Source organism: Austwickia sp. TVS 96-490-7B (genome assembly GCF_019331795.1).
Classification (GTDB): Bacteria; Actinomycetota; Actinomycetes; order Actinomycetales; family Dermatophilaceae; genus Austwickia.
On sequence record NZ_JAHPZL010000003.1, the window covers coordinates 570,464 to 584,397 of the forward strand.

At 61.9% G+C, this 13,934-nt stretch carries 12 protein-coding genes and 1 tRNA gene; 1 reads left to right on the plus strand and 12 read right to left on the minus strand.

Annotated elements, in window-relative coordinates:
* Positions 1 to 86 precede the first annotated feature (86 nt).
* Complete coding sequence (locus tag KEM60_RS05110) at positions 87 to 440, plus strand: VOC family protein (RefSeq protein WP_219106402.1); 354 nt, start codon at positions 87 to 89, stop codon at positions 438 to 440.
* Between the two features lie 1,396 nt (positions 441 to 1,836).
* Here the strand turns inward: KEM60_RS05110 and KEM60_RS05115 are convergent.
* The 12 genes from KEM60_RS05115 to topA form a co-directional block, all read right to left on the minus strand.
* Positions 1,837 to 2,301, minus strand: coding sequence for an Imm8 family immunity protein (locus KEM60_RS05115; RefSeq protein WP_219106403.1), 465 nt, complete (start codon positions 2,299 to 2,301; stop codon positions 1,837 to 1,839).
* A gap of 621 nt (positions 2,302 to 2,922) precedes the next feature.
* Positions 2,923 to 3,303, minus strand: a complete 381-nt coding sequence (locus KEM60_RS05120) for a hypothetical protein (RefSeq protein WP_219106404.1) — start codon at positions 3,301 to 3,303, stop codon at positions 2,923 to 2,925.
* A gap of 937 nt (positions 3,304 to 4,240) precedes the next feature.
* Positions 4,241 to 4,762 (minus strand): hypothetical protein, encoded by a 522-nt coding sequence (locus KEM60_RS05125; RefSeq protein WP_219106405.1) that lies wholly within the window; start codon positions 4,760 to 4,762, stop codon positions 4,241 to 4,243.
* Entirely contained in the window at positions 4,749 to 5,804 is a 1,056-nt protein-coding gene (locus tag KEM60_RS05130; protein ID WP_219106406.1) for a hypothetical protein, read from the minus strand. Before KEM60_RS05130 ends, KEM60_RS05125 begins: the two co-directional genes overlap by 14 nt.
* A 22-nt stretch (positions 5,805 to 5,826) precedes the next feature.
* Positions 5,827 to 6,732, minus strand: coding sequence for a transposase (locus tag KEM60_RS16835; protein WP_219106407.1), 906 nt, complete (start codon positions 6,730 to 6,732; stop codon positions 5,827 to 5,829).
* Positions 6,697 to 6,770 (minus strand) — tRNA-Thr (locus KEM60_RS05140). The genes KEM60_RS16835 and KEM60_RS05140 overlap by 36 nt, the downstream gene beginning before the upstream one ends.
* 94 nt (positions 6,771 to 6,864) lie before the next feature.
* Entirely contained in the window at positions 6,865 to 8,487 is a 1,623-nt protein-coding gene (locus KEM60_RS05145) for an alpha/beta hydrolase (RefSeq protein ID WP_255574271.1), read from the minus strand.
* 82 nt (positions 8,488 to 8,569) lie between these two features.
* Entirely contained in the window at positions 8,570 to 9,715 is a 1,146-nt protein-coding gene (locus KEM60_RS05150; RefSeq protein ID WP_219106408.1) for a DNA polymerase III subunit delta', read from the minus strand.
* Positions 9,712 to 10,377, minus strand: a complete 666-nt coding sequence (tmk, locus tag KEM60_RS05155) for a dTMP kinase (protein ID WP_219106409.1) — start codon at positions 10,375 to 10,377, stop codon at positions 9,712 to 9,714. The genes KEM60_RS05150 and tmk overlap by 4 nt, the downstream gene beginning before the upstream one ends.
* A 142-nt stretch (positions 10,378 to 10,519) precedes the next feature.
* Positions 10,520 to 10,711: a YjfB family protein gene (locus tag KEM60_RS05160; RefSeq protein ID WP_219106410.1), complete on the minus strand. Its 192-nt coding sequence runs from the start codon at positions 10,709 to 10,711 to the stop codon at positions 10,520 to 10,522.
* Between the two features lie 88 nt (positions 10,712 to 10,799).
* The gene (locus tag KEM60_RS05165; protein ID WP_219106411.1) at positions 10,800 to 10,937 is read right to left on the minus strand and encodes a hypothetical protein; all 138 of its coding nucleotides are present in this window, start codon (positions 10,935 to 10,937) and stop codon (positions 10,800 to 10,802) included.
* 51 nt (positions 10,938 to 10,988) lie between these two features.
* The gene (topA, locus tag KEM60_RS05170) at positions 10,989 to 13,868 is read right to left on the minus strand and encodes a type I DNA topoisomerase (RefSeq protein ID WP_219106594.1); all 2,880 of its coding nucleotides are present in this window, start codon (positions 13,866 to 13,868) and stop codon (positions 10,989 to 10,991) included.
* Positions 13,869 to 13,934: the final 66 nt, after the last annotated feature.

The window sequence follows — 13,934 nt, forward strand, 5'->3', positions numbered from 1 at the left end:
CTGTTTAGTCAGACAAGGCTCATTTCATTGAGGCTCGAATAGCCAAACGGTGAGACAACTCATAGCTAACACACCAGGAGACTGCAATGACCTCACCCACCTTCACGATCCGCATGATTACGATCGACTGCCTCAACCCAGGTGCATTAGCTGAGTTCTGGTCAGCCGCAACCGACCGCCCCGTCCTGGCGGACCACGGCGACTTCGTCATAGTTGACTCGCGCCCACTCTTGGGCTTTCAACGTGTTGACAGTCCCACCCCTGGAAAAAATCGGATCCACTTTGACGTCGGGTCCTCAGATCGTGAAGCTCTCGTCGGTCGGTTGCGGCAACTCGGCGCAGTAGAACACGAGACCTACACCGTACCTGGCCTGACATGGACAGTCATGCGTGACCTTGAAGGAAACGTCTTTTGCATCGGCAACTCTCACAACGATTGACGATCGCAGCGACACCTATTTGCCCCGATGCCTCTCATGGCCATTGCGATTCTTTATGTGAATACTGCAGGCGATTCGACATCCGATGGGCATCCCACATACGACCCACATGTCAGGTCGCTGCGATTCTTTTTCTGGTGCTGCCTGTCATCAACATTTACTCACACAGCGGCATATTATCTCAAGCTCATGGCGCTATAGCAAGGACTTTACGTGGGCGCTCCCGAGTCACAATTTATACGTTTGGCGCCGATCGTGGCGCATACCGCTGCTGATCTGGGATGAGGTGGTTCAGCCCGCCCAGATTTTCTGTCTAGTATCACGTCGAAGCAGCAGTCCTGAATCTTTCATCAAGGAACGACGTCGATGTAGCGGGGGTTGTCGCCATCTGCAACAGGGGATACTACTTCACGTGGAGGTGACAGTTCCCCATGCATGCCCAGCTATAGCTTGGTGATGAAAAGAACCAACCCGCCAGTATGGCGAGGGTACTGGACTGCGCTCTTGATATGAGCCCTCAACCTGCCACGCCAAGGTGTCGCACACTCACCGAGGCCCGGAGCCGGTCTTGAGTCTGCCCTCAGTCCGGGTCAGGCTCCGATTGGATGTCTGGTCGAGGGATAAATAAATACCCAGAGGTACCCATCCCTAGAATAAATGAGCCCCACGCGAAGATGGTGCTCGGCGTGTTAAGGGGAGCATTCTGGATGAGCGCTAGTGCGAGGCCCAGTATGCATGCGATCGCGCCCACACCGGTCAACGTTCCTACAACGATACGGCGAAAATAGCCGTGAATTATGGTCACCCAGCGATCATAGATGCACAGGCATGGCGGACCATGCCGGTTTGCCGGGATTCGCCGGTACCCCACCCTTAGACCGCTCTGCCAGCACCGCGATGCCCTCCTGGTTCCTCGACGGCAGGCGCGGACGCCTTGGGCAACAACCTCGGCTCCGTGGGGAACTGGGTGAAGCCAAGCCGCCTCACCGGACCCTCTGCCCCAGCGGAAGCCGTGACCGGCGAGGTGCTCGTGATGGCCTTCCCTGGGCTGCGCTACTCGGTGTTGTCCAAACTGTGGAGTAAAGAAGCAAGACTGCGCCTCAGTTGCTGCCACCTGCATCGTGGTCGTGATGTTGATCGCAGGAGCTCACTGTGCCCTCAAAACAGAAAAGCCCCCGATCGGAGTTGAGGGATTTTCTGAGCTGCTGATCCGAATCAAACAGACGACCTATTCATGACGGCAGCCGGCCTTCAGGCACGTCAGTGTCATGGCGAGGGAGGTCCACAGCTTCCCGGCGATCACTGGGGTTCTGACGCGTCAAGGCCACTGCTCCGGGATGCCTTCGTCGCTGGCCCAGAGTGCTTCTGTTGCATCCCCACACCTGCTCCACTGCGGCTATCCGTCGTGCCAGGTATTTAAAGCCAGGTCAGGCAGACCCGCTTGCTCATTGATGCGCCGGTCAACCTCGTAGTCATACTCCCAAGGCATGAGCCTGCTTATGCGCTGAGCAAGAGTGATCCAGTCAGGCGCTGGTCCGGATGCGACCACGATGCGCCGAACAGCTGAATCGAAGGCATCCGTGGACCACGACTGCATCAACCACACGCCGGTGACAGGTCGAATAGCCCCTCCGGGGAGTAGCTCATCGTCGACTCGGGCATCCCACTCCGACCCGATGTAGGCGGCATAGCGTTGGGGAGAAAAGACCATGAGATCGAAAGAGTCCGCCAAGTCCTCACCCGCGACCCCGACAAGAACCTGTGCACTCACAAAGAAGTCGGTTGCCCCATCCGAGGGTGGGGCATCACCGGGGTGGTAAAGGATGCACTGCACTTCACCAACGACGCTCTTGGCTCCCATACCTACATGCTGACCTCGACTCGCTCTTGGCAGAGGTCGTTTGCGGGCATCATCTCCCGGCTCTGAGGCGGGTCCCATCGCGCTTTTTTGAAGCTACGACGCCGGTTAACATCGCCCGCGGCGTACGGTTCTTCCACCGCAGGTCCACTCACCAGCGATTCCTGACAGCTTCTGAGTCGGCCGCTCTGGCCGACCGCCTCGGGAACGACGGCAGCCTCGTCTTGGCGATGGCCTCCCTCGGCGGCGCTTCTGAACGCCATTCTTCTGGCGTTGATCGCACTCACCGCATCGCCCCTGAACTACAGAAAAGCCCCCGACGGGAGTCGAGGGCTTTTTCTGAGCCGCTTGTCGGAACCGAACCGACGACCTATTCATTACGAGTCTCGCCACGAGCTTCTTTCAGCGGCGCATAGTGCGTTGGCCTGCGGCAACCGTATGAAGGTGGGGCCATCGGGGTGGTTGGTTGAACCTGTTTGGTGCCATTTTGGTGCCATTTTGGTGCCACGCCTGGGGCCCGCTCCCTTCCCCGACCAGAGAGAGCCGCCGACCCGATAGCGGAGCACGAGAGCACGGCGGAGGTGACGGGTCAAGGGCGGATGCTCAGCGCCGGGTCGTCGGCCGTCAGGTCACTGCGGAGACTTCGGTGACGGTCGGGCCCGTCACCCCCGCACCGCCGCGAGCAACCTTCCATAGGCGCTGCTGGCCGTCGGAATAAGAAATCAGGACATGCCAGGCGTAATTGCCCTTGCCCGGCTTCCGCAGGGCCATGACGATGTTGCTGATCCCGGTTTCACGCTCTCGGCGCCGCTGCTCCTCACTCCACCCGGCCAGCAAGTCGGCGATGACTCGCAGGGGGATATCAGACGGTTGAAACATGTCAACACCGTCCCGCCGGTCAATCGCCCGGGGAGCCGGGGCCTCCTCGGGGCCGTCCACGCCAGGATCATTCGCGATCTGGCGCATCGCTCCGGGGCCCAGCTTATCGACGTACTCTTTGAACATATTCCGTGTCTCGTTGTGCTGACCCGTGGCCTCTGAAGACTGCCGCCTGTAGATGGCGACGGAAACCCCGATGGCCCCGAAGGTGAGGAGTACACCGAGGACAGTGAGCCCGAGTGACCAGATCGAGAGCGCATGGTCCGTCATGAGCGCTTCATCGACAGGAAGAGCCCGTGGATGAGAGGATCAGTTCACGCGGCGGGGTGGGCGGAGGCCGAGGCGCGAAGCGCCGCAGGCCGGAGCGCGGGGCCCCGCCGCTGCGTCGCGCGCAGCCCGGCGCTCTTGAACCAGTAAAGATATTCCTCACGTCGCACTAGGTAGCGCTTTTGTCCTGTCGCGGGTGATGCTTGACTGATGTGTGTCGGTTGATGCTTGACACCTGTCGCGTTGGGTGAATTCTTCGTCGTGATGTTCCGTGGATATCGCGAAGGGCGGGGTCGAGAATGGCACTGGTGGTCATGCCGATTGCGAGCGGGTAGAACCTTCTCTCGGCAGTTTCGTCTAAAGCGGGCATGTCGGGGATCGGCCTAGAAACTCATTCTAGTGCTTCAGCAACCGTATCCGCTTGCGCAACCCCCAGTTTCCTAGCTCTCGGCCGCTCTTACACCGTCGTCAACATCGGCTCGGTGAATTCAGTTATGGATCGCCATCTCGTGAACACTGAATTCCTTGGGGATCCGAGCCAGGATCACGCTCGCGCGCGACACACACTACATACTGACCGAATTCCTCAGAGTTTAAGGTTCGATCACAGCAAATATCCCGCCAGCCTACCCCAGTGGGGCTGGCGATCTCAAATATCATCTATTTAGGGCGTTATTCACGAGCGACGAAACGTCTGGTGACCTATCCGTTGCAAGGGCCTGTGACCTGCAGGTCTACTGGCTCTCCACAAGGGGGTAATCCCTTGTGAATAACGCCTTTATACAGCGGTCTTTAATCAGCGCAGGTAGATGGAGGCTTGGTTGAATAACTTCAACGCCCTCATCACCAATGTGATCATATAGATGACCAGAGCCCCAGCGACGACTGGCAGCCATCCGAGAGCCCAGATAACCCAGTCGGTGCCCCTGATCGAGCCGAACATCATCTCTGAAACGATCGCGGTGACGGCAAAAACGCCGACCTGGACCGTATAGATCAGGTGAGTACGCGTTTCATCGATCAGCTCAAGCGTGTAGTTTTGACCCGACCACTTCGGGTCTTTACGGGCATCAATGCTCTTGTTCCAAAAGACGACCGCCATTGAGAAGGTGAAGCCGGTAAGGATCGATGTGGCCGTGAGTAGGCTCCCCAATGATGCTCCCAGACTGACATTACAGAACCAGAGGACAGCACCAGCAACGAAAGCTGGTATAATAGCAGCGACTTGCCACCATCGCACGTTGCGGTCGTGACCATTCGGCTGCAAAGTAGTGAACTGGTCAATCGGAACGCGTAGCAAGTTGTCACTCGGAAACACCCCACACCGCCTTCCATGGGTCTTTATCTGTCCAGCACTCCTCTAGGCTCCAATCGCACATGTGTTCTGGCCCAAAGTCTAGCCCATCCTCGCGAAGCTCTTTCATGGCTTTTCGGGCCGCAACCTGAAACTCATACTCGGTTGGATGGCGACTGACACCCTTGTGGAGGTGGATTGGGAACGTGATCGTGATGCCAGTCTTAGACTCAACGCTCATCCGGCGACGGCGATTCTGCTTGTCTAGCCCAAGCTTGACTTCCCAGCCATCTTCAAGAAGCTGCTGAGTGACTGTCTCGGCTTCATCTGCAGTTACGCCTGGAAGAGCTGGCACTATAGTCGTCAGAACCTGTTGCTTGGTTAAGTTTTCAGGCTCGCCCAGCATCCCCCAGGTCCAAGTCCGGCTTCTAGGCGCCTTCAACTCGATCACCGTTCCATACGGAAGGTCACCAAGCCGGCGTGTCGACTCACCTGTAACGGAGTTGGTGTGCTGGATCACAATGCTCTTGATCTGAGCGTCTTTTGCCCACGCCTTCATGGCCTCAGCTGTCATGACCGGCTCAACCTTTACCATCAAGTCACCTTTATTCGCCTGGATGCTTTGTTTCAACACCTCGGTGATTCGCGCAAGTACTCCCGCCGAGCTTACACGCTCGGTGAGAAGCAGGCCGACTTTACGACCAGGCATAAACACAAAAACAGACCTCAAAGGGGTCTCCGTCCAATCCTGTTCGGCTACCAAATACGGATCCTGACGCTTTCCCTCGTTCATCTTGACTATCCGGGCAGCTACACCATTGACCCCAGCAGCGGCTTCGACCATGACTATGGTGTCCGCACGCCGGCGGATTCGCTCAACTACGAAGGACTTCCCGTCAACATCTTTACCCCGATGCGGAATATTCAGGTACGGGTAAAAAGAACGAGCTACAAGGCTCGCTGCCGTGGTGCCCCTACCGTCCAGGTCGCTGACGTCCTTAGGGTCAGTGGGGTGTCCCTTGAGGTGAAACTTGATGGCGTATGGCACCAGTTGATAGTCAGGCATCGGCTAGTTTCTCCTCACATCATCAAGCTTTGCAGGTTCGACGATACGCAGGAAAGCTAGTTACCGGGGCGCAGACACCCCAAAGATCGCATTCCATGTTGCACCTCGCAAGAGTCAGAGCACCATACATCGCGACTCTGCCTCCTAGAGAAACCAAACTGGCTCTTCGCAGATGAGGGATGCTCCTATGTTGCGTAAGCTGGTTGTTGGTGGTTGGTGAGGTAGTCGAGGTAGGTGGTGGTCCTCTCGTGGTTGGAGGAGTGGCCGCGTTCGATGTAGGACACCGTGGCCATGGGCCAGTGCAGGTCTCGCGCGGCGGTCTCGATGGTGATGTCGGTGGCGTGGCGTATCGGTCGCTGTTGGTTGGTGTTGAGGGGCTGGGGCGGGTCGGTGAGCAGGTGAGGTGGTAAACCTCTCTGACGATGGCGCGTTTGAGGAATCGCAGGATTTCGTGGGTGGACTTGCCCGTGGCGCGTCGGGGAGCGGCGTAAGCGCGGGTTCTTGGGTCGGTGTGTAGCCGAACGACGGTTATTCGGTGGAGCGCGCAGTTCGCGGTGCGGTTGCCTGCGCGGTTGAGCCGGTGGCGGGTGATCTTCCCGGACGAGGCGGGCAGCGGGCAAGCGCCACAGAGCGTGGCGAAGGCCGCCTCACCGGTGATGCGCTCGGGGTTGTCGCCAGCGGCGATGAGTAGGTCGACGGTGGATATGGCACCGATGCCCTTCGCCTGGATCAGTGCGGGGTTGACCTCGGTGACGAGCCTGGCCAGGGTGTGATCGTGCTCGTCGATCTCGATGCGGAGTTTCTGGACGCCATTCTTCTGGCGCGGATCGCGCTCACCGCATCGCCCCTGAACTACAGAAAAGCCCCCGACGGGAGTCGAGGGCTTTTTCTGAGCCGCTTGTCGGAATCGAACCGACGACCTATTCATTACGAGTGAATCGCTCTGGCCGACTGAGCTAAAGCGGCAGTGCCTCACGGGTCGCCGGTGGGCGAACCTGGATGCGGCTCACCAGCATACCGAAGCGGTCGACCAGCACCAAAACGGGGCTGGGTGCGTTGGTCAGCAGGTGACGTCTCGGTCGGGTACTTTGCCTTCGATGAGGTAGTCGTCGACGGTGTTGTCGACGCACCGGTTGCTGCGGGTGTATGCGGTGTGTCCGTCGCCGTCGAAGGTGACGAGGCGGCCTTTTTTCAACTGTCGGGCGAGTTCTTGCGCCCATTTGTAGGGCGTGGCGGGGTCGCGGGTGGTGCCGACCACCAGGATGGGTGGTGCCCCTTCAGCAGCGACTTTGTGGGGTTTGCCGACGGGAGGCACCGGCCAGTTCATGCAGGTGTAGGACGCGCCAGCCATGTAGGGCCCCCAGGTGGGGGCTACTTTGGAGAATTCGGCGATTTGCGCGTCTCGTTGCGCGTCGTTCATTTTTTCGGCGGGGTGGTCGAGGCAGTTGACCGCGGAGATCACTTGCATGATGTTGCCTTGGTAGTGCCCGTCGGGGCCTCGGTTGGCGTAGCGTTTGGCCAGGTCAAACATGGCGTTGCCGTTGCCGCGTTTCATGGCGTGGAGTGCGGCGGTCACGAGGGGCCACTGGTCTTGGCTGTACATGCCGTGTGCCACGCCCATCCATGCCCAGCCGGGGGTGAGTTGCCGCACTCGGGTGTCGCCGCTGACTGATGGCGGGGAGGTGTTGACTTTCGCGAGGATTTCTCGCAGTGACACCAAGGCTTCGTCGACGTTCGCGCCGGTGAGGGGGCATTCGCCTTTGTCGAGGCAGTCTTTGGCATACGCGCGGGTGGCTGTTTCGAAGCCTTCGGCTTGTCCCAAGCTGAGTTGTGCGTCTGTGAGGTCGGGGGTCATCACGCCGTCTAAGACGAGGCGCCCCACTTTGGTGGGAAACAGGTCAGCGTACGTCGAGCCGAGGTAGGTGCCGTATGACTTGCCGAGGTAGGTGAGCGTTGATTGGCCCAGCACGGCCCGGGCGATGTCCATGTCTTTAGCGGCGTCGATGGTGGAGACGTGGCCCAACATTTTGGGGTATTTGCGTTGGCAGGCCTGCCCGAATGATTTGGCGATGCTTTCTGCTTTGGCGCGGCCTTCTGGGGTGGTGGGGACGGGGTCGGCGCCCATCATGTCGTCCATCGCGGTGTCGTCGAGGCAGACGATGGGGCTGGATTGTCCGACGCCGCGTGGGTCGACGCCGACGATGTCGTAGTGGCTGCGTACCCGGGGTGTGACGATCATGTTGGCTTGGGCGGCGTATTCCGTGGCGGATCCACCGGGCCCGCCGGGGTTGACGAACAGTGCACCGTGCGATTTATCTCCGGCGGGCACTTTGAGCACCCGCAGTTTCATCCGGTCTCCGCCGGGGTTGCCGTAGTCGATGGGCACGTCCATCCATGCGCATTCTGCGTTGCTGGACATGATTTTTCCGCAGCCGCTCCAGGACAGCTTTTGCCCGTAGAACGGCGCTAGGGCTTCCTGCCCTGGGGGTGGGGTGCCCATGCCGGGGGTGCTGGCTGCGCCTGGCAGGTCCGAGTCTGGGTTGCGACTCCACGGCATGACGCTGCAACTACTCACGGTGAGGGCGACGCCGAGGATCAGTGCCCATCCTGCGGTCGTACGGCGGGCACGGCGCCTCGCCTGCTGAGCCCCCTGGGGGGCTGTGTGGCCGTGTCCTCGTGTCACCTGATGCTCCTCCGCCCAGCCGAATTCCTCACAGACGCTACCGGTTCACCGACCCTACCTGGGCTGCGGGGCCGCTGCGTGATCAGCGGTGTACTGGCAGGCGCAGGTCGATCGCCATTGCTTCGAGGGCCAGCAGCGGTGCGACATTCGCGGCGATCCGGTCTCGGGCCGTACTGATCGCGTCCATCGCGAGCACGATCCGCTCCGGGGGGAACGCCCGTGCCACCGGCTCCACGTCGCTGCGCAGGTCTTCGTTGATCAAGGCCACGGGGCTGCCCCACCGCAGCACCAACGCGTCCCGGTAGACGGACATCAGGTCGACCAGTGCCCGGTCGACGACGTCTCGAGCGCGCCGGGTCGCGCGCGCTTTCTGTTCTTTTTCCAACGCGGTGACTTGGGAGCGCACATGCGGTGGTTGCACCCGCGCGGACGGGTCGGCCCCCAACGTTTCTAGCAGGCGGGCTTTTTCGGCTGCGTCACGTTCACTTCCGGCAGCACCGGATTCGGCTCCGGCCAACGCTGTCAGTTGTGCTGCCGCCGTGATGGCGTCAGCGACGTCGCGGATCTGCGAGGCGACCCGCACGACGTCGCGGCGGCGTTCCCGAGCGCCGGCGTCACGGGCGAGGCGCCGCGCCAATCCGATGTGGCTTTGCGCTGCTCGCGCTGCGAATAATGCCGCTGACGCGTCGATTCCGTCGCGGCGCTGCAGTAACGCTGCGACATCGTCTACCGGCGGGATCCGCAACCGGAGATGGCGGCTTCGGCTGCGGATGGTGATGATGACGTCGTGCAGCGATGGCGCGCACAACATCCACACGGTGCGGGCGGCGGGTTCTTCTAAGGCTTTGAGCAGGGCGTCGGCGGCGCGTTCCGTCAACCGGTCTGCGTCCTCGACGATGATGACCCGCCATGCGCCCACGCTGGGACGCAACGCTGCGGTCGCGGCCAAGGTCCGTGCCTGTTCCACCCGGATCGATAGGCCTTCCGTGGCGAGGACAGTCACGTCGGCGTGGGTGCCTTCGATCGCCGTACGGCACTCTCGGCAGTGGCCGCAGCCTCCATCTGGGCATTGCAAGGCCGCCGCGAACGCCCGGGCCGCTGTGGACCGCCCGGATCCTGGTGGCCCGGTGAACAGCCACGCATGTGTCATCGCCCCTGGATGAGCGATGGCGCGCTGCAACACGTGCACCGTGCCCTGTTGCCCGACCAGGTCGTCCCAGACACTCACGTGCCGCTCCCAAACCAACCGGTGGCGACTAACCGGTCGGCGATGACCTGGCCGATCTGCGCTGACGGCAGGGACGCGTCGACCACCAGGTAGCGTGCTGGCTCGGCCTGCGCCAACGCCAAGAAATGTGCCCGGACCCGCTCGTGGAATCCGCCCACTTCCGCTTCTAACCGGTCCGGGTGGCCCGTACGTCGTGCCGCACCGACGTCGACTGCCACGTCCAGCAGCACGGTCAGGTCAGGGAGCAGACCGCCGGTCGCCCACAACGACAAGTCTTTGACTTCGTCGGCGCCCAAGGCCCGCCCTGCCCCCTGGTAGGCGATCGAGGAGTCCATGAACCGGTCGGTGATGACATCCTGGCCGGCCTCCAACGCTGGCCGGATCACGGTGTCCACGTGGTGCGCCCGATCGGCAGCAAAGAGCAATGCCTCAGCGCGCGCCGACACCGCGCCCCCATGCAGCAACACTTCACGGACCCGCTCGCCCAGCTCGGTGCCTCCTGGCTCCCGAGTCACCACGAACTCGCGCCCATGCGCCGCCAACCATCTCGTCAACCGGGCGATCTGCGTCGATTTTCCGGCGCCGTCACCACCTTCAAACGCGATGAGCACTCCCCGGCGGGGCTGCGAAGAGGATGTGGCTGACCGATCCTGTGCTGTCACATCAGGCAGCCTAGGGCAGGACACCGACAGGGCAGGACCCCCAGTCTCACGGTGGGGACACCCGGACAGACTGCGCGCGCCGGACCCCTCAATGGGGAGCGGCGCGCGATGAGCAGCGGGTCAGCAAACGATGAGCAGCGGGTCAGCAATAGGTATTGACGTGGCGCCCCAGGGCGCCTTCGGTAGCTAGCGGAAGAGCCAACGAATCCAACAGTTTCGTGGCGGCAGCGCCCTGCGTGTCCATCGCCTTTTTCAGGACGGAGATCTGCGCGTCGGCCATCGCCGCATCCGCGCGGCTACCCAAGACTGACTGAGCGAGTGCGGCGACATCCATGTCGGTGGAATCTCCTGTCAGGCATCGTGTGCGGACTTGAGGTCCGCCTTGTCGGGGTGGTGCCGGTGTGGGGCCGGTGTCGCACTTCTCATCGGCGATACACCCGCACTGCTGAGCTTGCACCCCCGATGACCTGCGAAAGCGCTGCGGCAGCGGGCTTCTCGGCAGTGTCGAGGATCGTTGTCAGGTCAGCGCCACTGCGATACGACGCCTGGGGGCCGCCCACGGTCACCCGTAGCCGGCCCCCAGGTCGATCACTGCGCAGAAAGGCCAGTTACTACGCAGTATCGGTGTTCTTCGTCGCGGCTTTCTTCGCGGTGGTTTTTTTGGCGGTGGTTTTCTTCGCTGTGCCTGTCCCTGTCGTTGCGGTCTTCTTCGCAGTGGTCTTCTTCGCTGCCGTCTTCGACGTACCGGCGGTCTTCGACGTACCGGCGGTCTTCGACGTACCAGCCGCCTTGGACGTGGACTTGGTGGTCTTCTTCGCTGCGCGTTTCCGCGTCACCGGCCCCTTGGCCCGTTTGTCCGCGAGGAGTTCATAGGCGCGGTCTGCCGTCAAGGTGTCGGGGTCGTCGTCGCGCCGTAGGGTCGCGTTGGTCTCCCCATCAGTGACGTACGGGCCGAAACGGCCATCTTTGACCACGACCGGTTTGCCACTGACCGGGTCGGGATCGAACGACGCCAACGGCGGTTTCGCCGCTGCTCGGCCCCGCTGCTTGGGCTGGGCGTAAATCGCCAACGCCTCGTCGAGGGTGATGTCGAACAGCCGCTCTTCGCTGTCCAAGGTGCGCGAGTCGGTGCCCTTTTTCAGGTAGGGACCGTAGCGGCCGTTCTGCGCGGTGATCTCCACCCCTTCAGCGTCTGTGCCCAATGTCCGGGGCAGACTGAGCAGTTTCAGCGCAGTGTCGAGGTCGACGGTGGCTAGGTCCATGCTGGCAAAGAGCGACGCGGTCCCCGGCTTGGGTTTGGCTTTGCCCTTGAGTGCGTCCTCCTCGTCGGTGAGGACCTCCGTGACGTAGGGGCCATACCGTCCGGCGCGGGCGACGATCTTGCGACCCGTGGCGGGGTTGGTGCCCAGTTCACGGCCGTCGTCGGAGGCCACCTCAAGCAGTTCACGAGCTTTTGCTGGGGTGAGTTCGTCCGGAGCCAGATCTTCCCGCAGGGTGGCGCGGCGCGTCTTGACGTCCTCAGTAGCGACGTGGTCAGCGATTTCCCCGGTGGCGGGGTCGACACCGACCGGAGCGACTTCTTCGACGTACGGGCCGTAGCGACCGACCCGCACCACCATGCCGTCGCCGAGAGGGATCGTCGAGATCTCCTTAGCGTCGATGTCACCGAGGTCGTCGACGAGTTCACGCAGACCTTCACCGTCGCGGGCCTGGTCGCCGAAGTAGAACCGAGTGAGCCAGTCGACCCGGCCGCGAGAGCCGCCCGCGATCTCGTCGAGATCTTCTTCCATCCGCGCAGTGAACTCGTAATCGACGAGTTGCGCGAAATGCGTCTCCAACAGTTGCGTGACCGCAAAAGCCAACCAGGTGGGCACCAGGGCGCTGCCCCGTTTGGTGACATAGCCGCGATCTTGGATGGTGGCGATCGTCGCGGCGTACGTGGAGGGGCGGCCGATGCCTTTTTCTTCCATCGCAGCCACCATCGTCGCTTCGGTGTACCGAGCAGGTGGGGTCGTCTCGTGCCCGTCAGCGCTGGTGTCACGCACCTCGACGCCGAGACCGACGCTGACCTTCGGTAGGCGACGCTCCTCCGCGCGAGCCGCAGCACGGGCCAGATCGTCGTCATCGCGGCCCTCGTCGTACGCCGCGAGGAAACCCCGGAAGGTGATGACCGTGCCGCTGGCGCTGAACTCGGCGCGGCGATGTGGCGCACCGGTCAGGTCCACGCCGAGACGCACCGTCGCAGTCGAGCCGCTGGCATCAGCCATCTGACTGGCGACCGTGCGTTTCCAAATGAGCTCATACAGGTCGAACTCTTGGCCGCGCAGCTCCCCCGCGACCTGCGCTGGCGTGCGGAACCGGTCACCGGCCGGTCGGATCGCCTCGTGAGCTTCCTGGGCGTTCTTGACTTTCTTCTCGTAGCGGCGCGGCCGGTCCGGCACATACGCGGCGCCGTACATGTCGCGGGCTTGGGTGCGAGCCGCCGTTAAGGCCGAATCGGACAGCGTCGTGGAGTCCGTACGCATATAGGTGATGTAGCCGCCCTCATACAGGCGTTGCGCGACAGACATGCAGGTGCGCGACGTCATCCGCAATTTGCGGCCCGCTTCCTGCTGGAGCGTGGACGTGGTAAACGGCGCGTACGGACGGCGCGTATAGGGCTTCTCGGCCACATCAATCACGGTGGCCTGCGCAGCGAGCGTCGCGGCAGCCACCGCGCGCGCCGCCGCCTCATCAAGATGCACCAACGCGTCAGAACGCAACACACCCGTGTCGTCGAAGTCCCGCCCCACCGCGACCCGGGCCCCGTCCAGAGCGACAAGTTTCGCGTCGAAACTTTCCTTGCCTGCCGCGAAAGTGCCCTCAACATCCCAGTACGACGCCGACCGGAACGCCATACGTTCCCGTTCCCGTTCGACGACCATCCGGGTCACCACCGACTGAACCCGACCGGCAGACAAGCCCTGACGGACCTTACGCCACAACACCGGGGACACCTCGTAGCCGTAAAGACGGTCGAGGATACGACGGGTCTCCTGAGCATCAACGAGCCGATTGTCCAGGTCACGAGTCTCATGGAGCGCCCGCTGGATCGCTTCTTTGGTGATCTCGTGGAACACCATGCGCCGTACCGGAATCTTCGGTTTGAGGACTTCCAACAGATGCCAGGCGATCGCTTCGCCTTCGCGGTCCTCATCGGTCGCCAGGTACAGCTCGTCGGATTCCTTCATGAGCCGCCGCAGCTCAGTGACTCGGCGTTTCTTGTCAGCGTCAACGACGTAATACGGCTCGAAGTCGTGATCGACGTCGACCGCGAACCGACCGTACGGGCCCTTCTTCATGTCGGCGGGCAGCTCAGAGGGGTTGGGCAGGTCGCGGATGTGCCCCGAGGAGGCTTCGACGGTATAGCCCTCGCCCAGGTAAGCGGCGATGTTCTTGACCTTGTTCGGCGACTCAACGATGACGAGTCGGCGGAGTGCACTTCCTGCCACAGTTCGCGTTTCCTGTTCGTCTAGCCACGTACGGCGGATTCGTCGCCGTTTCGACGTGGATGCCCC